This window comes from Micromonospora sp. NPDC050187 (assembly GCF_044459745.1).
Taxonomy (GTDB): Bacteria; Actinomycetota; Actinomycetes; order Mycobacteriales; family Micromonosporaceae; genus Micromonospora.
The window spans coordinates 1-22,099 of the sequence record NZ_JBITJH010000024.1 but is presented as its reverse complement, the minus strand read 5'-3'; the positions used below and the strand labels follow the sequence as shown (position 1 = coordinate 22,099).

General features: G+C 74.1%; 11 protein-coding genes. 5 read left to right on the top strand and 6 right to left on the bottom strand.

Features of this window, described 5'->3' with window-relative positions:
* Positions 1-13 precede the first annotated feature (13 nt).
* Positions 14-11,215 carry an amino acid adenylation domain-containing protein gene (locus ACIBJE_RS27125; protein WP_396753094.1) on the bottom strand — a complete coding sequence of 3,734 codons (11,202 nt, stop codon included), beginning with the start codon at positions 11,213-11,215 and terminating at the stop codon, positions 14-16.
* Positions 11,212-12,504, bottom strand: coding sequence for an MFS transporter (locus tag ACIBJE_RS27120; protein WP_396753092.1), 1,293 nt, complete (start codon positions 12,502-12,504; stop codon positions 11,212-11,214). The genes ACIBJE_RS27125 and ACIBJE_RS27120 overlap by 4 nt, the downstream gene beginning before the upstream one ends.
* 344 nt (positions 12,505-12,848) lie before the next feature.
* Between ACIBJE_RS27120 and ACIBJE_RS27115 the strand changes: the two genes are divergently transcribed.
* Positions 12,849-13,511, top strand: a complete 663-nt coding sequence (locus tag ACIBJE_RS27115; RefSeq protein WP_396753090.1) for a hypothetical protein — start codon at positions 12,849-12,851, stop codon at positions 13,509-13,511.
* A 35-nt stretch (positions 13,512-13,546) separates the two neighbouring features.
* Here the strand turns inward: ACIBJE_RS27115 and ACIBJE_RS27110 are convergent, their stop codons facing one another.
* Complete coding sequence (locus tag ACIBJE_RS27110; RefSeq protein ID WP_396753151.1) at positions 13,547-14,401, bottom strand: TrmH family RNA methyltransferase; 855 nt, start codon at positions 14,399-14,401, stop codon at positions 13,547-13,549.
* Positions 14,402-14,473: 72 nt separating this feature from the next.
* Here ACIBJE_RS27110 and ACIBJE_RS27105 point away from each other — a divergent pair, with 72 nt between their 5' ends.
* Positions 14,474-16,147 carry a PucR family transcriptional regulator gene (locus tag ACIBJE_RS27105; protein ID WP_396753088.1) on the top strand — a complete coding sequence of 558 codons (1,674 nt, stop codon included), beginning with the start codon at positions 14,474-14,476 and terminating at the stop codon, positions 16,145-16,147.
* A gap of 70 nt (positions 16,148-16,217) precedes the next feature.
* Here the strand turns inward: ACIBJE_RS27105 and ACIBJE_RS27100 are convergent, their stop codons facing one another.
* Together ACIBJE_RS27100 and ACIBJE_RS27095 are read right to left on the bottom strand one after the other, a co-directional pair.
* Positions 16,218-17,087 carry a sulfotransferase domain-containing protein gene (locus tag ACIBJE_RS27100; RefSeq protein WP_396753086.1) on the bottom strand — a complete coding sequence of 290 codons (870 nt, stop codon included), beginning with the start codon at positions 17,085-17,087 and terminating at the stop codon, positions 16,218-16,220.
* Positions 17,088-17,305: 218 nt separating this feature from the next.
* Complete coding sequence (locus ACIBJE_RS27095; protein WP_396753084.1) at positions 17,306-18,655, bottom strand: hypothetical protein; 1,350 nt, start codon at positions 18,653-18,655, stop codon at positions 17,306-17,308.
* Between the two features lie 54 nt (positions 18,656-18,709).
* Here ACIBJE_RS27095 and murD point away from each other — a divergent pair, with 54 nt between their 5' ends.
* The 3 genes from murD (at position 18,710) to ACIBJE_RS27080 (ending at position 21,211) form a co-directional block, all read left to right on the top strand.
* Entirely contained in the window at positions 18,710-20,053 is a 1,344-nt protein-coding gene (gene murD / locus ACIBJE_RS27090; RefSeq protein ID WP_396753082.1) for a UDP-N-acetylmuramoyl-L-alanine--D-glutamate ligase, read from the top strand.
* 91 nt (positions 20,054-20,144) lie between these two features.
* On the top strand, positions 20,145-20,912 hold the full coding sequence (locus ACIBJE_RS27085) for an AzlC family ABC transporter permease (protein ID WP_396753080.1): 768 nt from the start codon (positions 20,145-20,147) through the stop codon (positions 20,910-20,912).
* A complete protein-coding gene (locus ACIBJE_RS27080) occupies positions 20,912-21,211 on the top strand; it encodes an AzlD domain-containing protein (protein ID WP_396753078.1) in 300 nt (99 codons plus the stop codon). The genes ACIBJE_RS27085 and ACIBJE_RS27080 overlap by 1 nt, the downstream gene beginning before the upstream one ends.
* A 175-nt stretch (positions 21,212-21,386) precedes the next feature.
* Here the strand turns inward: ACIBJE_RS27080 and ACIBJE_RS27075 are convergent, their stop codons facing one another.
* Positions 21,387-21,869, bottom strand: a complete 483-nt coding sequence (locus ACIBJE_RS27075) for a GNAT family N-acetyltransferase (RefSeq protein ID WP_396753076.1) — start codon at positions 21,867-21,869, stop codon at positions 21,387-21,389.
* Between the last annotated feature and the right edge of the window lie 230 nt (positions 21,870-22,099).

Sequence of the window (22,099 nt, the reverse complement as noted above, 5' to 3'; positions counted from 1 at the left end):
CGGCTGACGATACTCAGGGCCGGGTGTCGCGGGGGTCGCCCGGCTCCCTCCCCACTGGCGGTGACCGGTAGCCGGACGGGTCGGCGAGGGCGGCGGTGAGCAGGTCGACGTACTCGGCGCACCAGCGGGCCACGGTGGAGCGGTCGTACAGGTCGGTGGAGTACTCCACCACGCCGCGCAGCACCGGCCCGACGGGTGAGAACACCACCCCCAGGTCGCGGCGGGCGCAGGCCAGGCCCAGGTCCACCACCTCCGTGTCGAGGTCGGGCAGGGACAGCGACGGGATCCCCGGGTTCCAGCCGAACAGGGCGGTGCCGACCGGTGGCGGCTCTCCGGGCCGCCACGTCGGGTCGACGGCGGAGTAGATCGCGCCCACCGGGGCCGGCTGGTGGCGCAGCGCGTCCAGGAACACCCGGTCGGTGCGGGCCACCAGGTCGGCGAAGGAACCCGCCCCGGCCAGCGGCACCCGCAGCGGGACGACGCTGGTGAACAGACCGACGACCGGTTCGACGTCGGCGGCTTCCCGGTGCGCGTACGGGGCGGCGAGCACCACGTCGGCCGTTCCGGTGAGCCGGCCGAGCAGCAGCGCCCATCCACTGGCCAGGACGGGCAGGACGCTGCCGGACGATCCGGCGGCCCGGCGCACCCGCTCGGCGAGGGCGGCGGGGAGGTCGAAGGCGTACTCGTCGCCGTCGCCGCTCAGCTTTGCCGGCCGGAGCCGGTCGGTCGGCAGGGACAGGCTCCTCGGTGCGCCCGCCAACTGCTCCCGCCAGTACCGCCGGACCGGCTCCGGCGTGTCGGCGTCCCGCTGCCGGCGGGCGTATCCGGTGTACCGGAGGCCACCGGCCTGCTCGCGGGGGAGGGGGCGGCCGGACCGCAGCGTCGGGTACGCCTCCTCCAGCTCACGCAGCAACTGCTGGATGGACCAACCGTCGCCGTTGAGGTGGTGGACGACGAGCATGAGCACGTGCCGGTCACCGGCCAACCGCGCCAGCCGGGCACGCAGCCACGGTCCGTCCTCCGGGAACGGTTCCCGGCCGGTCGTCACGCACCAGGCGTCCACCTCCGACTCCGGCACGTTCGTCACGGGAAGGACCAGCGGCCGGTGGGGGAGCACCTCCTGGGTCACTGTCCCGTCCCGCTCGACCAGGCGGGTCCGCAGCGCGCCGTGCCGGGCGACCAGGGCGTCCAGCGCCGCCCGCAGCGCCGGCACGTCGAGGTCGCCGGTGAGGGCGACCCGGACCGGCATGTGCACGGCGGCCGGGTTCGGGGCCCGTCGCTGCCCGTGCCACATCAGCTCCTGCTGGTACGTCGCCGGCGCGTTCTCCTCCACGGGCGCGCTCTCCCCGGCCGCACCGGTGGTGCGGGACAGGGCGGCGGCCATCGCCCGGATGCCGGGAGCCTGGAGGACCCGGTGCACGCCGACCTCGGTGCCGAGCAGCCCGGACAGCCGGTTGGCGAGCCGGACGGCGGCCAGCGAGTGTCCACCGGCGGTGAAGAACGGCGCGTCCAGCGGCAGCCGGGCCACGCCCAACTCGGCGCACCAGGCGTCGTGGACGAGCTGTTCCACACCTGCCTGCGGGACCTGGTCGCCGGTCGCCGCCTCCGGGGCGGGCAACCGGGCCGGGTCGACCTTGCCGGTCTCCCCGAGGGGCAGCGCGTCCAGCAGCACCCACGCCCGGGGCACCAGGTACGGCGGGAGCCGGTCGGCCAGGGCGGCGGTCAACCGGGCCTCGCGTGCGGCGGGTGGCTCACCGTCGTCGGCGGGCACCACGTACGCGGCGAGGTACGGCTCGTCACCCCGGTCGTACCGGGCGACGACGGTGGCCTGCCGGACGCCGGGCAGCCGGACGAGCACCCCGGCGGCCTCACCCGGCTCGACCCGGTGACCGGCGATCTTGACCTGGTCGTCGAAGCGACCGAGGAACTCCAGGGTCCCGTCGCCGCGCACCCGTACCCGGTCCCCGGTCCGGTACATCCGGGCACCCGGCACGGTCGAGTACGGGTCGGGCGGGAAGGCGGCGGCGGTCTCCGCCGGCCGACCGAGGTAGCCCCGGGCCAGCCCGTCGCCGCCCACGTGCAGCTCGCCGGCCGCCCCGGGTGGGACGGGCCGACCGTGCGGGTCGAGCACGTACAGGCGGTGGGCGGCGACCGGGACGCCGATGTCGATCGGGCCGGTGCCGTCGGGAGGGACCGGCCCGGCGGTGGTGACGACGGTCGCCTCGGTCGGGCCGTACGCGTTGACGACGATGGCGGGGAAGCCGGGCGGCGGCCGGCGGCGCAGCTGGCTGCCCCCGACCACGAGGGTCCGCAGCGTGGCGGGGGGCGGCACGGGGGACGCGAAGACCAGCTCCGCGAGAGGCGCCGGCAGGAACGCCACGGTCACCCCGTACTCGGCCCACCAGGCGCACAGCGCCGCCGGGTCGCTGCGGACCTCGTCGGGCACGAGCCGGACGGTCGCTCCGGCGGTGAGCGCCGGCCAGATCTCGGCGAGGTTCGCGTCGAAGCCGAGGCCGAGTCCGTGGGCGACGACGTCCGCGCCGGTCAGTCCGAGCGCCTCCACGTGCCAGGTGACGGCGCGGACGGCCGGGCGATGCGGTACCAGCACCCCCTTCGGACGGCCGGTGGAGCCGGAGGTGTAGACGCACCAGGCCAGGTGCTCCGGGCCGGGTACGGCGGGCGGGCCGGCGTCGCCCGGTGGCCGGCGCGGATCCGCGTCCCCGGGGACCTCCTCGATCAGGATCCGGGGTGGGTCCGCCGGGTGGTCGAGCGCCGTGGAGGTGACCAGCAGCCGGGCACCGCTGTCGGCGAGGAGGGCGGCCAGCCGGGCGGGCGGCAGGTCGGGGTCGAGAGGCAGGAATGCGGCCCCGGCGAGCAGCACCCCGAGCTGCGCCGCGACCAGCTCCGGCCGGCGGGGTAGCAGCACCGCGACCAGATCGTCCGCCCCGACGCCCGCGAGGGCGATCCGCCGGGCCAGCGCCTCGGCCCACACCCGCAGGTCCCGGTACGTCCAGCGGGTCGCGCCGCCCACCACCGCCGCAGCGTCCGGCGTCCGATCGGCTTGCCGGAGGACCCGGTCGTGCAGTCGATCGGCGGTGGGTGCGGTGTCCCGCCCGGCGTACACCTCGACGGTCTCGGCCAGCCGGGACAGCGGGACGTCCGGTTCCCGGGTCAGCCGGTCGAGTAGCCGGACCCAGCGGTCGAGCAACCGGCGTACGGTCACCGGGTCGAACACCTCGGTGCGGTACTCGACGTGGCAGCGGACGGTGTCGACGTGGGACAGGTAGACCATGAGGTCGACCGGGGCCTTGTCCAGCCCCACCGGCAGCGGTTCGGCCGTCACGTCGGGCAGGTCGAAGGCGAACGCGCCGCCGGTCTCGTACTCGACGACGACGTCGAAGAGCGGGTGCCGGCCGGCCTCCCGGTGTGGGGCGAGCGCGCGGACCAGGGCGTCGAACGGCACGGCGGCGTGCTCGTAGGCGTCGGCGGCGGTGGCCCGGACGCGGGTGAGGACCTCGCGGAAGGTCGGATCGCCGGTGAGGTCCAGGCGCAGCGGCAGGGTGTCGACGAAGAATCCGACCAGGTCGGCGGTGCGCTCGTCGCGGCCGTCGAACCCGGTGCCGACCACCAGGTCCGGTTGCCCGCTGAACCGGAACAGCGTGACGCCGAAGGCGCTGAGCAGCGTGGTGAACGGGGTGACCCGTTCCGCCCCGCTGAACCGCCGGATCCGGGCGGCCAGCTCGGCCGGGATTTCGGTGAAGACGCTCCGGCCGGCCGGTGAGGGCAGGGCCGGACGGGGCAGGTCGGAGGGGAGGACGAGGGTGGGCGGCGGCGGGTCGAACCGGGCCAGCCAGTACCGCAGGTCCCCGTCGGCCGCGCCGGCATGCCGTCCGGCGGCGACGGTCCGGGCCAGTTCCGGATAGTCGACCGGCAGAGCGGCCAGCTGCGGGGCGGTGCCGGCCACCCGGGCCCGGTAGGCGACCGAGACCTCCCGGGTGAGCACCGCGTACGAGCCGCCGTCGGTGGACAGGTGGTGGAACGCGAGCACCAGCACGTGGTGGTCGGCGGAGAGCCGCAGCAGCGTGAAGGCGAACACCGGCCCCTCGGCCAGGTCGAAGACCCGCCGGCTCTCCCCGGCCATCACCTCCGTGACGGCCGCCTCCTCCGCCCGCCCGGCCAGGTCCCGCACCGGCAGCTCCACCGGTACCGAGGGCCGGACGACCTGGCAGGGTTCGCCGTCGACCTCGCGGTAGGTGGTGCGCAGTGGGGCGTGCCGGGCCACCACGTCGCCGAGCGCGGCGCGCAGTGCCGCGACGTCCAGCGGGCCACGCAGTCGCACCGCCACCGCCTCGGTGTAGGCGGGCGTGCCGGGGTGGAGTTGCTCCACCAGCCACAGCCGGCGTTGTCCGGGCGTGAGCGGAGCAGTCTCCTCCCGGCTGCCTGCCCGCGTGGCCCGGCTGCCTGCTCGCGTGGCCCGGCGGCGCGGCGTGGCCCGGCGTAGCGCGTCGATGAAGGGCAGGCCGGCCCGGACGGCGGGAGCGGGCAGCCCGAAGTCCACGAAGCAGGCGATCTCGTCGGCGCCCGCGTCGAGTACCGCGTCCAGCACGTCACGGCAGCTCTCCGGGGTGCCGATCAACGCCCGCTGCTCGCAGTACCGCTGGTACGCCCGGGACAGCACGAACCGGACGTCCTCGTCCGGGGTGTCGGCCAGGTCGATGCTCATCCCGAGGCTGTTCACCACCTGTCCGAGCAGGCTGAACGACGACCGCAGGTACGCGCAGAACGGGTCGAACGCCGCCTCGCGTACCCGGTCGAGGTCGTCGCCGAGGTACGTGTGCAGCAACACCACCACCCGGCCGGCGGCCGGGTCGAGGCCGTGCTCGGCGCGGGTACGCCGGTACAGGGCGATGTTCTCGGCGAGCTGGGCGACGTCCTGGGTCATCAGGTTCGTCACCACCCCGACGTCGCGCCGGGCGGCCTCCCGGTAGCTGTCCGGGTTGCCGACGATCGCGGTGAAGAACGGCGGGGCGTCCTGCACCGGCCGGGGGAAGAGCCGGACGTCGACCGGGTCGCCGCTGCCGGACCGGGCGGTGACCGAGTCGCCTCGCCAGAGCCGGCGCACCGTCTCCAGGTGCTCGTACATCACCTGCTTGTGCCGGCCGAAGTTCTCCGGCTGGAAGACGAAGTCGTTGGCGTGCCAGCCGGGGGCACAACCGAGCCCGACCCGGCCGCCGGAGAGGTTGTCCACCATGGACCACTCCTCGGCCACCCGGACCGGGTGGTGCAGGGGCAGCACCACCGAGCCGGCGTTGAGCCGGATCCGGCTGGTCCGTACGGCGAGCGCGGCGGCGAGCACCGACGGGTTCGGGAAGATGCCGCCGAAGGAGTGGAAGTGCCGTTCCGGGAACCAGACGGCGTGGAACCCGTGGGCGTCGGCGTACTGCGCGGCATCGAGGATCAGGCCGTACCGGTCGTCGGCGCGCTGGTCGGGATAGTCTCCGAAGAAGTACAGACTGACGTCGACGGTGTCTTCGGCCGCCTCCGTCCCCGCTGCCCCGGGCCGGACCGCTCCGGCCGTACCGGCCCCGCCCACCTGCGCCGGCGTGACCGGGGCTTCGGCGGCCACCGCCATCGGTACGGATGCCCCCACCGCGCCGAGCAGGGCGAGTTGCTGCTGCATCAGGTCGAGTTGCCGGTGGATGATCGCGCTCAGATCGCCCCCCGATGCCGCCCCCTCGATCGCGCCACGTCCCGCTGCCTCTCCCGGCCGCGCGTCACCCCCTTGATCCACTTCAGCTGCGGCAGGTGGGGGTGTCCCGGGCCCTTCGACAGCCCGACTTCCCGCATGGCGAGGCGCCGCACCCGGCGACAGCGGCGCAACCGTCAACGGCGGCGCAACCGTCAACGGCGACGCAACCGTCAACGGCGACGGCGACCGCGACGGATCAGGCTCGGCCAGGGATCGGCCGGAGCCGGCGATGATTCGCTCGGCGAGTCGACGTGGCGTGTCGACGACCTCGAACAGCTCCCGGATCGGGACCCGAACCCCGTAGGCCTGGTCGATCTCCCGGGACATGCTGATCAGCAGCAGGGAGTCCGCGCCGAGTGCGAAGAAGGTCTCGTCGGGGCGGACCGCCGCGACGTCGAGCCCCAGCTTGCCGGCGGTCAACGCGCGGACCCGGTCCAGCACCGCACCGCCGACCGCCGCAGTCGGGATGGCGGTTGCTGGGGCGGTGGTGTCGGGTGCGGGGTCCTGTGGAGCTGCCCGCACCGCCGGGGCAGCACCGCCGATCTCCGAACCCGAACCCAGAGCCGAACCCGAACCCAGAGCCGAACCCGAACCCGAACCCAGAGCCGAAGCCGGGGCCGAAGCCGGGGCAGGGACCAAGGCTGAGGGCGAGGCCGGCGCCGGGGCTGGGGCCGTGGTCGGGACCGGGTGGGTGTCGATCCAGTACCGGCGGCGCTGGAACGGGTACCCGGGCAGTGACACCCGGCGTCCGGCGCAGTCCTCGGTGACCGCTGCCCAGTCCACCGGCGTGCCCGTGCAGTACAGCTCCGCCACGGCCTGCCACACCCCGTCGACCGGATCGAGTCCGCGCCGCTGGGACGGGATCCAGGTGGCCGTCGACCGGGCCAGCCGGGTGAGCGCGGCCTCCGGTCCCGCCTCGACGAACGTCCGGCCGTCCTGATCGACGGCCGTCCGGACGGCGGCGTGGAACTCGACGGTCCCGCGCGCCTGCCGGTACAGGTGCTCGGCGTCGGGCCGCCAGCCCGGTTCGCGAACCCGACCGTCGACGGTGCTGACCAGGGGCATCCGGACGGGTCGCAGGTCCACCCGCGCGGCCAGGTCCCGCAGGCGGTCCCGCAGTGGCTCGATCGCGGCGCAGTGGAAGGCCCGGGTCACCGGCAACCGCCGGGTCGACAGTCCGAGTCGCGCCGCCCGGGCGGCGACGGCGGCGACGTCGTCGGGTGACCCGGCCAGGACGTGCCGGTCGGGGCCGTTCACCACAGCCACCTCCACCGGGCTGCCCGCAATGAGGTCGTCGACGACCGTCCGCTCGGCGAGCACCGCCAGCATCGCGCCCGGTTCCATCTCGTCGTGCATGAGCCGGCCGCGCCAGGCGGCGAGGCGTACCGCGTCGGCGAACGGCAACGCGCCGGCCACGGCCAGGGCGGTGTACTCGCCGACGCTGTGGCCGAGCACGTAGTCGGGGGTGACACCCCAGGAACGCCAGAGCTCGGCCAGAGCCAGCCCGACGACGACCAGCACCGGCTGGGCCAGGTCGGTGGCGGCCCCGGCGGGGCCGGGGGCTTCCCGCAGGCGGGCGAGGAGATCACCGCCGACCGCGTCCCGGTACGCCGACGCGGCCTCGGCCAGGACGTCCCGTACCACCGGGAACCGGTCCGCGAGCGGCAGCAGCACCGGACGGAGGTCGCCCTGTCCGGGGAAGGCCAGGACGACCGGCCCGGCGGCGGCCGTGCCGGCGACCAGGGTGCCCGGAGTGGCGTTGCCGGCGACGAACCGGTCCAGCGCCGAGGCGAGATCGGCGGGGGAGTCGCCCCGTGCGACGAGGCGGTGACGCAGGTGCCGGCGACCTCGGCCCGTGGTGGTCACCAGGTCCGCCAACGCCAGGTCGGGGTGGGTACGCAGGTGATCCCGGTGACGGGCGGCGAGCGCGGTGAGCGCCGCCGGGTCGGCCGCCGAGAGCGGCAGCAGGCCGGGTGCGGCGGCCTGCGGGCGGACGGTGTCCGGCGGAAGCGTGCCCTGCGGCGCGGCACCGGCTGGCGCGACGGCTGCGACACCGGCGGCCGACGCGGTGGCGGCCGGAAGGATGGTGGGCGGGGCGACGACTGCGGCACCGTCGGTCGACACCGTGGCGGACGGGGCGACGACCGGCCCGGGTGGCTGCTCGACGATGACGTGCGCGTTGGTGCCGCCGACGCCGAGGGCGCTCACCGCCGCCCGGCGTGGGATGCCGGAGTCGGACCACCCGGTGCCGGTGGTGGTGACGCTGAAGGGGGCCAGGTCGACCACCGGCCGGGTGAAGTTGATCTGCGGTGGGATCCGGCCGGTCCGGACCGCCAGCACCGCCTTCACCAGCCCGGCCATGCCGGCGCAGCTGTCCAGGTGGCCGATGTTCGCCTTGACCGAGCCGAGGAACGGCCGGGCCGACGCGTACGCCTCGGCGAGGGCGTGGTGTTCCACCGGATCGCCGAGGGCGGTGCCGGTGCCGTGCGCCTCGACGTACCCGATCGACGCGGCGGGCACGGCGGCGTCCCGCAGTGCCTGCCGGATCACCTCGACCTGCCCGGTCACGCTCGGCGCGGTGAAGCCGACCTTGCCCGCGCCGTCGTTGTTCACCGCCGAACCGAGGATCACCGCGTACACCGGGTCGCCGTCGGCGACGGCGCGGGCGTACGGCTTGAGCACCACCGCCGCGACCCCGTTGCCGCCGACGGTGCCGTCGGCGGCGACGTCGAAGGGCCGGCACCGGCCCTGCGCGGAGAGGATCGATCCGGGGGTGTGCCGGTAGCCGGTGACCTGGGGGACGTGCACGGCGACGGCGCCGGCCACCGCCAGGTCGGCGTCCCCGGTGAGCAGTGACCGGGCAGCCAGGTGCACCGCCACCAGTGAGGTGGAGCAGGCGGTCTGCACGGTGACCGCCGGCCCGGTCAGCCCCAGCCGGTACGCGACCCGGGTGGCGAGGAAGTCCGGCTGGTTGCCCAGTGCCGTGCCGATCACCGTGGCCGGGTCGTCGGCCCGGGTGGCCGCGTCGAGGTTGTTCCTCAGGTAGGTGTGATGGGTGTAGAGGTTCATCCCACCACCGGCGAAGAGCCCGACCCGGTTCCGGTCGTCGTCACCGGCGTATCCGGCGTCCTCCAGCGCATGCTGGCAGGTCTCCAGGAAGAGCCGGTGCTGCGGGTCGAGCAGTTCGGCCTCCCGGGCGCTGATGCCGAAGAAGCCCGCGTCGAAGCCGGCGACGTCGTCGAGGACGCCGCTGGCCGCGACGAATCCGGGGTCGTCGGCGTCCGGCACCCCGGCGGCGGCCAGTTCGTCGGAGGTGAAGAAGCGGACGCTCTCCACCCCGGCGAGGAGGTTCGACCAGAACTCGTCGACGCTGGCCGCGCCGGGAAAACGGCCCGCCATCCCGATGACCGCGATCCGGTGGTCCCGGTCGACCGGGGCGGGGCCGGTGGAGCCGGCGGGGGCGGTGTCGGTGAGGTGCCGGACGAGCGCGTCGACGGTCGGGTGCGCGAAGAACGCCGACGGCGGAACCGGCCGGCCGAGGGCCTGTTCGAGCAGGGCTCGGAGCCGGACGATCTGCACCGAGCCGATGCCGATTTCCCAGAACGGTCGGTCGGGTTCGACCGGCCCGCCGAGCAGGTCGCCGAGCGCGTCCACGACCGCCCGACGCACCGCCGCCCGGGAGGGCGGGGCGGCCGCGTACGCGGCCGGCGGGGTGGCGGCCGGGACCGGGCGACGGTCGGCGTCGAACTCGCCGGCGGTGAAACGGCGGCGCAGCGCGGCCCGTTGGATCTTCCCCCCGGTGGTGCGGGGGAACTCCGCGGCGGGCACCACGACGACCCGGGCCGGCGCGGTGCCCCAGCGTCGGGCCACGGCGGCGGTGACGTCCCGGGCCACCTCCGGCGCCGGCCGGCCCGGGTCGGGGTCGGGAACGTGGAACAGGACCAGCGACTCGGTCCCGGTGCGCGGGTCCGGTACGCCGCAGGCGGCGACCAGTCCGGCGGCGACGCCGGGCACCTCCCCGGCGACCTGCTCGACCTCGTGGCAGGGCAGGTTGTGCCCGTTGATGATGACCAGGTCCTTCTCCCGGCCGGTGACGGTGATCCGGCCGTCCACCATGTACGCCAGGTCGCCGGTGTCCCACCAGCCGCCGGGTCGCAGGGCGGCGCGGGTCGCCTCGGGGTCGGCGAGGTAGCCGGGGGTGAGTCGGGGCGAGTGGACCTGGAGCCGCCCGATCCGCCCCTCGGGCAGCACCTCGTCGTCCGCGCCGACGATACGCAGGGTGGCACCGGGGGCGGGCGCGCCGACCGAGAGGAACTCGACGCAGTCGGCGGGATCGTCGTCGGCGGTGGCCCACTCCAGGTCGCCGTCGAGGCTGGCGGTCCGGACCAGCTGCCGGCAGCCCGGCTCGCCGAGGGACGCGAAGGTGATCGCGGTGCTGGTCTCGGACATCCCCCAGGCCGGGGTCATCGCGGCGGCCGGCACGCCGGTCGCCGCCACGAAGGCGTCGAAGGTCTCGGGACGGCACTGCTCGCCGCCGCTGACCATCCGCCGTACGTGTCCCAGCTCCCACCGGCGGCCCGGGTCACGGGCGACCGCGTCGGCCGCCAGCCGGAGCCCGAAATTCGGCGCCCAGCTGTGGGTGACCCGGTGCCGGCGCATCAGTTCCAGCCAGCGCAGCGGGTCGGCCAGCACCCGCTCGGTGTCGACGTGCACGCTGGTCGCGCCGAGGAACACCCCACCGAGGTGGTAGAGGAGCAGCCCGGCGACGTGGTCCACCGGGAGCCAGTTGAGCAGGACGTCGCCGGGGTGGATGTCGAGCATCTCCCGCGCGCCGAGGGCGTACTGGGACAGGCCGAGGTGGGTCAACGGGATGATCTTCGGGGTGCCGGTGCTGCCGGAGGAGAGTTGCAGCATCGCCACCTCCTCCGGCGCGGCCCGGTGGTCGGTGTCCGGCGCGGGCCGGTGACCGTCGGCCAGTTCGGTCACGGTGACCACCCGCCCGCCGAGCGGGAGGCGGCGCAGCCCGGCCGCGTCGGCGGTCCCGGCGACGACCACCGGCTCGCCGAGCGTGCGCCAGGCGTGCCGGAGCGCGTCGAGTGCCGGGGAGTCCGCGGCGTGGTCGGGCCCGGCGGCGGTGGTCAGCGGCGCGACCCCGGCCAGCACGCAGCCGAAGAACGCCGGCCAGTACTCGACGGATGCGCCGACCCGCAGGATCGCGTACCCACCGGGAGCCACGTTCCGGGTCCGCAGGCCGTCGCGGACCGCGCGGGCCCGGTCGAGCAGGTCGGGGTGGGTCAGGAGGTCGGTGCCGCCGTCGGCGGCAACCAGGTGGAGGCCGGCGTCGGGGAAGCGTTCCGCCGCGTGGGTCAGCGCCTCGCCCAGGGTCCGGGGGTGCTTCGGGTCGTCGGGCAGGTCACCGCCGTGGCTGACGGCGGGACGACGGCCGGACGGGTGGGGAACGGTCACGGGGCTACCTCGGCAGGTTGACGGCGTGCTGCGGCCCGGAGGCGGACGTGGGCGACGAGGAAGACGAGCGCGACGGCCAGGGCCAGCCCGTGGGCGGTCCCGACGACCGGGAGCGGCGGGAACCGGTCCAGCAGCGCGGCGCAGACGATCATGCCGAGTCCGAAGCCGGCGTTCTGCGCCGCGCTGGCGAAGCCGAACAGGCGGGGCCGCAGGTCGGCGTCGACCGCCTGGAGGCGGGTGGTGTAGCTGATCTCGGCGTAGCCGTCGGCCGCGCCGGCCGCCAGGGTCACCGGGATCAGCAGCCAGACCGGCAGGCCGGTGAAGGCGAGCACGAAACAGACCGACATCAGGCAGGTGGCCACGCCGAAGGGCAGTTCGGTGGGGCCGTGCCCCGAGCGTTTCGCCCGTCGGGCGGCCCAGCGCCCGGCGAGCAGGCTGCCCGCCGCCCACGCGGTGGTGAAGGTGGCGGCGAACGTGGCGGGGGAGTCCGGGCGGACCAGGGTCGCGTACACCGGCAGCCCGACGTTGTGCGACGCGGAGCCGAGGGCGTCGGCGGCGCGTACCGCGATCATCGCCGGCACCACCGGGGCGACGGCCCGGAGCAGGCCGAACCGGCCGGACGCCCGACCGGCGGTGGCGGGCTGCCCGCCCGGAACGGCCGTCGCTCCCGCCGTGTCGCCCGTGGTGGCGGCCGACCGGTCGGCGGCCGTGGTGCGCCGGGCCACCGGGACCAGGAGCAGGGCGGAGAGCAGGTACGTGGCGGCGTCGACCAGGAACGCCACGTGGTAGCCGAGCCACCCGACGAGCACGCCCGCCGAGGCGAACCCGAGCAGCATCCCCACCGAGCGGAGCGTGACCACCAGCCCGTTGGCCCGGGTCAGCCGGTCCGGCCCGACCATGGTGGGCAGGTGCGCGCGCATCGCCACGCCCCAGAGCGTCTGCCCGACGCCGAGCGCGACCGCGAGCCCGTACAGCACGGTGGTCCGCGCTCCGGCCGGGACGACCACCAGCAGGGTCAGCATGCCGGCCGCGACCAGGTCCGCGCCGATCATCAGGTACGGGCGGCGCAGGCGCGCGGCGAGCCGGCCGGCGACCGGTCCGGCGAGGAAACCGGCGGCCAGGCGGACGGCCATGAAGACGCCGGTCTGCACCGTGGAGCCGGTCAGGTGCAGCACGAACAGGCCCAGCGCCACCAGGTTCAGGAAGCTGCCGAAGGTCGACACCGCGTGTGCGGTGGCCACGAGACGCAGGTCGCCCCACGCCCGGTCCACCTCTGCTGGTCCACCCAAACCGATGCCGCTCCCCCCGGTGCCTGGCAATCATGCCGCTGCCGGTGAGCCACTTCAATGCCTCGATCAAGCTTTCACCCGCAGTGATCCCGTCAACACGGTTCCCGGTCGAAGTCGAATTTCGGGCCTGCGACGGAATGGCACGCCGAGTGCGTGCCGCACGTGGGTGACAGTCCTTCATGGATGCGTGCCACAATCGCCGCGTGACATCGCCTCCGTCGCCAGGCATGCCCGATCAGCCCGGCGCAACTCCTGCGGAATCCGGCTCGGTGGCACCGCCCGGCCACGGATATCCGTCCCCACCACCGCCGACCTATCCCGCTCCCGGTGTTCCAGGAGCACCGGTGCCCGGTATGCCGCCATTCCCGCCGGCGACGCCGAAGAGCAACGCACCCCTCGTCATCGGTCTGGTCGCCGCTCTGCTGGCGTTGTGTCTGCTCGGGATCTGTGGAATCGGGGTACGCGCGGCGATGGTCTACACCTCCGAACGGAAGTCGCCGGGTGGATCGGCCGGCGTCGCCGGGCCCGTTCCGTCGTGGACGACACCTCCACCTCCGTCGGTCCGGGACACCTACTCGCCGCCGGAGCCGATCCCCACGACCAGCGCGCCGGCACCGCTGCCGGCCCGGATCGGGCAGTGCATCAGCGTCAGCGCGACCGGCGACTTCCAGGGGATCGGCAACTGCAACGGCACCATGGGCACCTACCGGGTGGTGTCGGTGGACGCCGCCCAGAACGCCTGCGCCGACCCCCGGTCCGCGTACATCACCGAGAACGGTTACCGGCTGTGCCTGGAGCTGCACCTGGTCCGCAACCGTTGCTACAAGTTCCCGACCGGCGACGGCTGGATCGTCGGCGCCCCGAAGTGCAAGGCGAAGGGCACGGTGCACGTCATCGACATCGTCCCCGGTGCCTCGAACGGTGACCGGTGCACCCGGGACTACCGGTGGAACCGCTGGTACCGGTTCACGAACCCGACCGTCGTCTACTGCGTCATGAAGTACTGACGACTCGCGCCGAACGGGTCAGGACGGGGGTTGCCTCAGTCGTCCCGCCCCAACTCCCAGAACGTGACCGCCGCGGCGGCGGCGACGTTCAGGGAGTCGACACCCCGGCGCATCGGGATGACGACCCGTACGTCACTGGCTCGCATCGCCGCCTCGGTCAGCCCGGCACCCTCCGCGCCGAGGAGCAGGGCGGCCCGACGTCGCTGCTCCTCGGCCAGGCGCTGGATCGGCACCGCGTCGGGGGACGGCGTCAGCGCCAGGACGGTGAACCCGGCCGCGCGTACGTCGGTCAGGGCCTGTGGCCAGGGATCGAGTTTGGCGTACGGGATCGCGAACACCTCGCCCATGCTGACCCGCACACTGCGGCGATACAGCGGATCGGCGCAGGTCGGGGAGAGCAGGACGGCATCGATCCCCAGGGCGGCGGCGCCCCGGAAGATGGCGCCGAGATTCGTGTGGTTGTTCACGTCCTCGAGGACCGCGACACGTCGCGCGCCGGCGAGGATGTCCGACGCCGGCCGTAGGGGCTGCCGGTGGAAGCTCGCCAGCACACCCCGATGCACATGGAAGCCCGTCACCCGCGCCAACACGTCCGGCGCGGCGGCGTACGCGGGGGCGTCCAGGTCGAGCAGGTCCGCGAGTTGGTCGGCTCGTTTCTCATCGACCAGGAACGAACGGGGACGGTAGCCGGCGCGCAGGGCGCGACGCAGGACCAACTCACCCTCGGCGATGAAGAGCCCGTGCGGGGGCTCCCAGCGGGTACGCAGCTCGACATCGGTCAGCGCGTGGTAGTCGCCGAGGCGGGGGTCGTCAGGGTCAGTCACGGTCACTAGCGGCACGGGCCGATTCTCCCGCGCGGCCGACGAGCCCGCGTTACCAGGGCGGCCGATCCGGCCGACCGGTCCGCCCCCCCCGTCAGTGCTGCGCGGGGAGGCGGTATCACGCACGGTAGCGTATCGCCCGTGTTCCCTACCGTCCGTGAGGTGCTGGCGCTGGATCCGGTCCGGCACGGTGCGCCGCGCCTGGTCGCCGGGGAGCGGGCGGTGGACCGGCCGGTGCGCTGGGTGCACGTCGCCGAGGTGCCGGACATCGCCACCCTGCTCCGGGGCGGCGAGCTGGTGCTCACCACCGGCATCGGACTGCCCGCCGACGACGCGGGGCTGCGTGCGTTCATCGAGACGCTCGCCGACGTCAGGGTCTCCGGCCTCGTCGTCGAGCTGGGCCGCCGGTACTTCGGCGGGGTGCCCCGGGTGATGGCCGCCGCCGCCGCGCGACGCGGGCTGCCCCTGGTGGAACTGCGCCGGGCCACCCCGTTCGTGCGGATCACCGAGGCGGTGCACGCGCTGATCGTCGACGCCCAACTGCACGAACTGCGCGCCACCGAGGAGATCCACCAGCGGTTCACCGAACTGTCGGTCTCCGGGGCGGGGCCGCAGGAGGTGGTCCGGCAGGCCGCCGAGCTGGCCGCCTGCCCGGTGGTGCTGGAGAACCTGGCCCGCCAGGTGCTCGCCTACGACCCGGCGGGGGAGAGCGCGGAACTGCTGCTCGACGGCTGGGAGCAGCACTCCCGGCGCATCCAGCCGGCCGGGCGCACCGCGTACGACGTGGACAGTGGCTGGCTGGTCACCACGGTCGGCGCGCGGGAACAGGACTGGGGTCGGCTGCTGCTGCGCTGGCCCGGCGGGGAGGCCGCCACCGCCCCGCCCGGCGGGACCACCCCGCCGACCCGGCTGACCATCCTGGTCGAACGGGCCGCCTCCACCCTGGCGCTCGGCCGGCTGATCCGCCGGGACGCCGAAGGGCTGGAACGGCAGCTGCACCGGACCCTGCTCACCGCCCTGCTCGATCACTCCCGACCGGTGGACGAGGTGGCCCTGCGGGCCCGCGCGATCGGGGTCACCCTGGACCGGCGGCACCTGGTCGGCGTGGTCGTCCGCCACCGCGCCGACGACACCGACGACGGGCCGGAGGAAGCCGGCCCGGCGCGGCTGCGGGATCTGGCCGAGGCCGTCGGGCAGGCGTTACGGGAGGCGAAGCTGACCGCGCTGACCAGCGCGCTGGACGACCAGGCGGTGGGGGCGCTGCTCGCGCTCGCCGACCCGACCGTCGAGGCGAAGGCACTGGCCGCGTTCGCCGCCGCGCTGCGCCGGGTACGCGTCGACGCCCGTCCCGCCCCGGGCACGCCCGGCGCGGTGCTCGTGGCGGCCGGCTCCGGGGTGGGCAGCCTCCGGGAGGCCCACCGGTCGCTGGTCGAGGCGCGACAGGTCGCCGACGCCGCCCGGCGGGACCGGCGGGACCTGCCGGTGTTCCGGCTGCCGCACGTCGGCCTCGCCGGGCTGTTGCACCTGCTGCGGGAGGACCCTCGGGTGCAGACCTTCGTCGAGCGGGAACTCGGGCCGCTGCTGGCGTACGACGCCCGGCATCCCCGCGACCAGTTGCTCGGGACGCTGCGGGCCTACCTGGAGCAGGGCCGGAACAAGTCCGCGGCGGCTGCCGCCGCGCACCTGTCCCGGCCGGCGTTCTACGAGCGGCTGGCCCGGATCGCCCGGATCCTCGACGCCGACCTGGACTCGGTGGACGCCTGCCTCTCCCTGCACGTCGCCCTGCTCGCCCTGGACGCCGTCCGCACCCGTTGACCGCCGGTCGGCGAGCGTCGCCGAGTCGGGCGGATGGACGGCACCATTCTCAGGGAGCCTTGGTCACGCCTCAAGGAGTCTGGTCACGCGCCGGGTAGCCGAGGACCTCCACGAGGTCACCCGTCGCCGCGGTGAAAGCCTCGTAGAGTTCGTCGTCGAAGTGGTTGCGCCAGTCGCCGGCCTTGCCCTTCCGGTAGTGGGAGATCTGCCCCGCGCTCTCCCGGTCTTTCCGCATCTTGGAGAAGCTGTACCGGGCGAGGAGGTCCTCCAGTTCGGATGGCGGCAGGGTGATCCCGCAGTGCCGCATCAACTGGTCCACTTCGTCCATCTGCCGTTCGCCGGTCAGGTTCTCGTACCGGAACAGGCGGAAGGTCTCGGATTCCGGGGCGACCGCCCAGGACCGGAGTTGCTTGAATGTGTATCTCTCGGAGAGGCGATTGATGCAGTACAGCAGCCCTTCCTTCATCGGCTTCTCGCGCAGGATCTTCCGCGCCTGCGGGATGTCGCCCATCGGTGCGTGCGAGTTCCTGAGGGAGAAGTAGCTCGAGACGACGATGTCGCGCGGGTCGCGGATCACGAAGAACGCGCGGTAGGTGCCGGGTTTCTCGATTTTCTCGAAGCGTGGATAGGAGTGGAAAAGGGCCAGGGCCGCGCGGCCGCGCGGGACGACCGGCAGGGACCGGCGCTTGTAGAAGCGCGGATCGTAGGGCAGCAACCCGGAATGGCGGTAGACCGTGGGATCACTGAACAGGGCCTTGATCCATTGGCTGCCCGTCTTGTGCACCGTACAGTGGTAGATGTTGTCGTACTCGCACCGGGCGACCACCGGAACGGTGATTCGCATTTTGCTGTTGTGGGCTTCGAGTTGCGCCCGTCGCACCAGAATGCGCATCTGGTTGGGTGTGTGGTGCTTGGCGAACTCGACGGTTCTCTTGATCATCGCTTAAGCCTTATTCGTGCCCGCGTGGCAGGGGGAGTTCCGGTTGTTTTTCAGGTGGCCGGTGTCGGTTGAAAACTCCAGACTTCGCCTCTCCTCTCGGGCTCCGACATGCCGCTAGGAATATCCCCGACGGTCCTATTCGTGTCAATCCCCGGTGGCGGTAACCGCACGCGCCGACGGAGCCGAACCGGGTCGGCCACGACGGGCGGCGGCGCGGGTCAGGCCAGCGCGTCCAGGGCCTTGGCGTACGCCGGAGGGACGAAGTTCGGCCCGCCCGGGGTGAACACGTCGGAGTCCGCCGCCGCCGACCAGGCGGTGTCCGGTACCGCCTCGACCAGGGCGCGGACCACCGGAGCGTCCCGCCACTGCTCCTGCCCGGTCAGCAGGCTCAACGCCACCACCGACTCCTCGACCTCACCGACGCACTCGAACGGCTTGTGTCCGTCCACGCCCAGGAGTTCCCGGTAGCCGGGGATCTGCGTGTCGTCGGCGAGCAGGTCGCCGCCGAAGATGTGGGTGATCCGCTCGCGGGGCATGAACGGGGCGAGGGCGAGGAAGACGAACCGGCACTTCGGGCAGTCCCGGCACCAGCGGGCGCTCGGGTCGTGCAGTTTGAACGCCGCGTTGCAGCTGGTCACCACGTCGTCGTACCGGGTGAAGGCGGCGAAGAGACGGGCGATGTGCAGCTCCGACAGGGAGCGCAGCAGCGAGAAGTACGGCTCGGTGAGTCCGGCGTGCTCGGCGAGCGCGGCCCGCAGCAGCCCCTCCGCCTCGACGCCCTTGGACCACTGGTGGTTGACCTCGTGACCGTTCCAGACCAGGTTCGGATCGGAGGCGGAGCGCTCGTTGGACATCACCACCGGCCCGAGCCCGTGCAGCACGGCGGTGGCCACGGCGATCAGCGAGTTGATCGCGGTGACCGGGATGTGGCCGTTGAGCGCGCCGGCCTCGTTGAGGGCGAACAGCGCCGGGTCGAGCCGCCGCCGGGCGGCGAGCGGGGTCAGCCCGGACGCCGCGTTCACCGCGTCGATCACGTGGTTCGGGTTGACCGAGAAGGGCACGGGTTCCATGCCGGCCCGGCGTAGCGCCTCCAGGCTGACGATGGAGTCCTTGCCGCCGCCGACCGCCGAGAGGGGACGCCGGTCGGTGGTGTCCACCGGGGCCGCCGGGGGCACCGACCCGGTCGGGATCTCCGGGGTCAGCTCCAGCACGTGCGGCAACTGGTTGCGGTAGGCGTACTCGGCGAGGCCGCTGGTGTAGACGGCGGTGAGCAGTGCGGCGGCGTCCGGACCGAGCGGCGCGGGCGCGACCAGGCGGGGTGGGGCGGCGGCCTTGTAGTAGCTCACGCCGGCGGCCAGGTGCAGCAGGTCGAGCACCCGGTCGAGAGTGGCGAGGGTGGCCTCCGACGGCGGCTCGGGCGGTGGCGGAAGGGTGATCACCTCGGTGAATCGCCGCTCACCGTCCGGGCCGGTCAGCGCGTAGTCGAGACGCACCTCGCCGGTGGCCGGGTCGATCGAGCGGGACGGGAAGGTGAAGGCGTCCATCCGCCGGAGCTGTTCGTTGGGCACACGCCATACTAGGCCGTGACAAATGAGCCCGTACCCGGCTGGAGGAGATCCCCTGTGCGCCTGTCTGACCTGCGGGGACGGTCCGTCGCCGTCTGGGGCACCGGCCGGGAGGGCCGGGCCGCGGTGACCGCCGTCGCGGCGCACGGACCGGCGGCGCTGGTCGCCGTCGACGACAGCGCGAATTTCCTGTCGCTGGACTGGTCCGGGCCGCTGGCCGAGGTCGCGCCGCTGGTCACCGGGGAGGAGGGCTTCGCCCGGCTGGCCGCCGCCGACGTGGTGGTCCGCTCGCCGGGGGTGCCGCAGACCCACCCGTGGCTGGTCGAGCTGCGTCGCCGGGGAGTGGCGGTCACCGGTGGCAGCGCGCTCTGGATGGCCGACCACGCCGGCCGCACCGTCGGGGTCACCGGCAGCAAGGGCAAGAGCACCACGTCCAGCCTGATCAGCCACCTGCTCACCGCGCTCGGCCGGCCGAACGTGTTCGGTGGCAACATCGGCGTGCCCCTGCTCGACCTGCCCGAGGCCGAGCTGTACGTGCTGGAGCTCTCCAGTTACCAGTGCAGCGACCTGACCGACTCGCCCCGGGTGGCGGTGGTCACCGCGCTCTTCCCGGAGCACCTGGACGCGCACGGCGGCGAGCAGGAGTACTACCGGGACAAGCTCAACCTGCTCGCCCACGGCCCGGAGACGGTGGTGGTCAACGGCACCGACGAGCGGCTCGCCGCCGAGCTGGGCGACCGCCCGGCGGTGCGCGCCGGCCGCCCCGACGGCTTCCACGTCGCCACCGGCCCGGACGGCACGCCGTGGTTCCACGCCGCCGACCGACCGCTCTTTGCCCGTACGACGCTGCCACTGGTCGGCGCGCACAACGCGGGCAACCTGTGCGTGGCCCTGGCGGTGCTCGACGCGCTCGGCGTGGACGTGACCGCCCGGCCCGACGAGGTCGCGGCGGCGGTCACCACGTTCCAGGGGCTCGCCCACCGGCTCACCGAGATCGCCGACCCGTCGGGGCTGACCTTCGTCGACGACACCCTCGCCACCAGCCCGTACGCGGCGATGCACGCGATCGACGCGTACGAGACCCGCCCGTTGACGGTGATCGTGGGCGGCACCGACCGGGGGCTGGACTACACCCCGCTCCGGGAGCACCTGGCCGACCGGGAGATCACCGTGATCGGCATCCCGGACAGCGGTTCCCGGATCGTCGAGGCCCTCGCCGGGCTGCCCCGGGTGCGTACCGAACTCGCCGACGACCTGGTCGCGGCGGTCCGGCTGTCCCGCAAGCTCACTCCCGTGGACGGGGTGGTGCTGCTGTCGCCGGCCGCCCCGAGCTACGGCCGTTTCCGCAACTTCGAGCACCGTTCGGAGGTGTTCGCCGAGGCCGTCCGGGACACCGCCTGACCTGCCCTTCCGGCCCGCCGGCATGATGGGCACGGTCGGGCGCCGGAGATTCGGTGGCTCCGGTGGGAGGGGGGACGGCGTGGGTGTCGCGGTGGTCGATCAGGACTGGCTGAAGGCCCGGCGGGCGGTGCTGGCCGACGCGGCCGGGGTGGGCGTGGCGGTCGGTGCGCTGGGGTTGTCCTTCGGGGCCCTGGCGGTGGTGTCCGGGTTCTCGGTGTGGCAGGCGTGCGCGCTGTCGCTGTTGATGTTCTCCGGGGCGTCCCAGTTCGCGGTGATCGGTGTGCTGGCGGCCGGCGGTGGGGCGTTCACCGGCGCGGCCACCGCCACGCTGCTGGGCGTGCGCAACGCCCTCTACGGGCTCAACCTCTCGTCGTTGCTGCGGGTACGCGGCCTGCGGCGGCTGTTCGGCGCGCAGCTCGTCATCGACGAGAGTTCGGCGATGGCGCTGGTCCGGGACGAGCCCCGGCAGGCCCGGCTGGCGTTCTGGGCCACCGGCATCTCGGTCTTCGTGTTCTGGAACCTGGCCACGCTGGTCGGCGCGTTCGGCGCCCAGGTGCTGCCCGACCCGGAGGCGCTCGGACTCGACGTGGCCGCGCCGGCGGCGTTCCTCGCCCTGCTCATGCCCCGGCTGCGGGACCGGCGTCTCTGGGCGGTCGCCATCGCCGCCGCCGTGACCGCGCTGCTGACCGTCCCGGTGCTGCCCGCCGGTCTTCCGGTCCTGGCCGCCGGACTGGTCGCGGTGCTCGTGGCCCTGCGCGGCCGGCGCGACCGGTCCGGCACCGTCCCGACCGGCGTGGACCGGCGGGAGAGCACCGAGGCCGCATCGGTGCCGGGCGCGGGCCGGGACGGTGACCGCTGATGTGGACCGCGATCCTGCTCGGCACCCTCGGCGTCTACCTGCTCAAGCTCGTCGGCCTCGCCGTGCCGCGGTCGGTGCTGGAGAGACCCCAGGTGGAGGAGGCCTCCGCCCTGCTGCCGGTGGCCCTGCTGGCCGCCCTCGTCGCCGTGCAGACCTTCGCCACCGGGTCGCACCTGGCGCTGGACGCCCGGGCGGCCGGGTTCGCCGTCGCCCTGGTGGCCGTGCTGTTGCGCGCGCCCTTCCTACTGGTGGTCGCGCTCGGCGCGGGCACCGCCGCCCTGCTGCGCCTGCTCACCTGATCGGACGGCGGCGGCCGGGCCAGGGCCGTTCGGACGGCGGCGGCCGGGCCAGGGCCGTTCGGACGGCGGCGGCCGGGGTCCGCTTAGGTCGAGGCGCCGTCGGCGGGTCAGCGCGGGTCGAGCCGCGACGGCCGGGCTCAGCGCGTCGATCCAGGTCAGGGCACGGCGGCCGGAGTCAGTGCGCGGCGACTGGGCTCAGCTCGGCGACGATCTCGTCACCCTCGGTGTCGCCGGTCGGCCGGAAGCCGGACGACTCGTATAGCCGCCGCGCCGGGGCGTTCTCCGGGTGGTAGGACAGCCGGATCGCCCGGCACCCCGGCTGGCCCGCCAGCCAGGCCGTGACGGTCCGCAGGACGGCCGACCCGAGCCCCCGGCCCTGCTCGGCGGCGTCGACGACCATGCCACCGAGCCAGTACGAGCCGTCCTCGTCCACGGCCCACATGACATGCCCGACCACCGTGTCGTCGGCGTGGACGGCCAACGACCGCCAGACGTCCTCCCGGGCGGAGAGCAGCAGGTAGCGGGCTGCCAGGGCGGCGACGAACCGACGTTGGTCGTCGTGGGGCGCGACGTCGGCGACGGCACGCCAGTTGCCGTCGTCCACCTCGCGGAGGGTGACGAGTCGTCCGGTGCGGTCGCGGAGTCCGTGGTCGATCACCGGCAGATGGTAGGCCGGACCGGGCGTGACCACGAGCCGTTTCCGACGCCCGACGCGGGCCGCGCGCACCGTCGACCATCGGCACGTGCGCCCGACCCTGATCGACTGGAGGTACGGCATGTCGGGGCATCCGGTCGGCTTGGGTTCAAGTGGTTGTTGCAACGGGGTGGATTCTCGTGAGGATGAGGGTTCATGCCAGGGAGACGGTTGTCGTCCGCGGAGCGGGCGCA

Bases quoted from the DNA above. Each gene is read 5' to 3' on its own strand.
- ACIBJE_RS27080 (WP_396753078.1), top strand. From the start codon at position 20,912: ATGTGGACCGCGATCCTGCTCGGCACCCTCGGCGTCTACCTGCTCAAG.
- ACIBJE_RS27100 (WP_396753086.1), bottom strand. From the start codon at position 17,087: ATGATCAAGAGAACCGTCGAGTTCGCCAAGCACCACACACCCAACCAG.